Raw genomic sequence first — 336 nt, forward strand, 5'->3', positions numbered from 1 at the left:
ACGTTAACAAAGAAAACCGAAATCCTTTTGGGTCTGTAGCTCAGGTGGTTAGAGCGCACCCCTGATAAGGGTGAGGTCGGTGGTTCAAGTCCACTCAGACCCACCACTCAAACTAACCTTGGTTAGTTGGCAAATGAGTGAAACTAAAAGGAAAGTAATGAAGTTGGGGATATAGCTCAGCTGGGAGAGCGCCTGCCTTGCACGCAGGAGGTCAGCGGTTCGATCCCGCTTATCTCCACCAATCATCATTACTAAGGATACAAGCGGTAAAATTTTAATAAAGATTTACCAGTCTTGTGTGTTTAGTAATGATGATCGTCGAAAGACATTATCTTT

Annotated in this window: 2 tRNA genes; both read left to right on the forward strand. The window is 44.3% G+C overall.

The annotated features are described in order from the left end of the window. The first annotated feature begins 29 nt into the window (after positions 1 to 29). Positions 30 to 106 (forward strand) — tRNA-Ile (locus HSP_RS0103405). 59 nt (positions 107 to 165) lie between these two features. Beyond that, positions 166 to 241, forward strand: a tRNA-Ala gene (locus tag HSP_RS0103410). The last annotated feature ends 95 nt before the right edge of the window (positions 242 to 336 follow it).

Source organism: Haemophilus sputorum CCUG 13788 (assembly GCF_000238795.1).
GTDB classification, from domain to species: Bacteria; Pseudomonadota; Gammaproteobacteria; order Enterobacterales; family Pasteurellaceae; genus Haemophilus_A; species Haemophilus_A sputorum.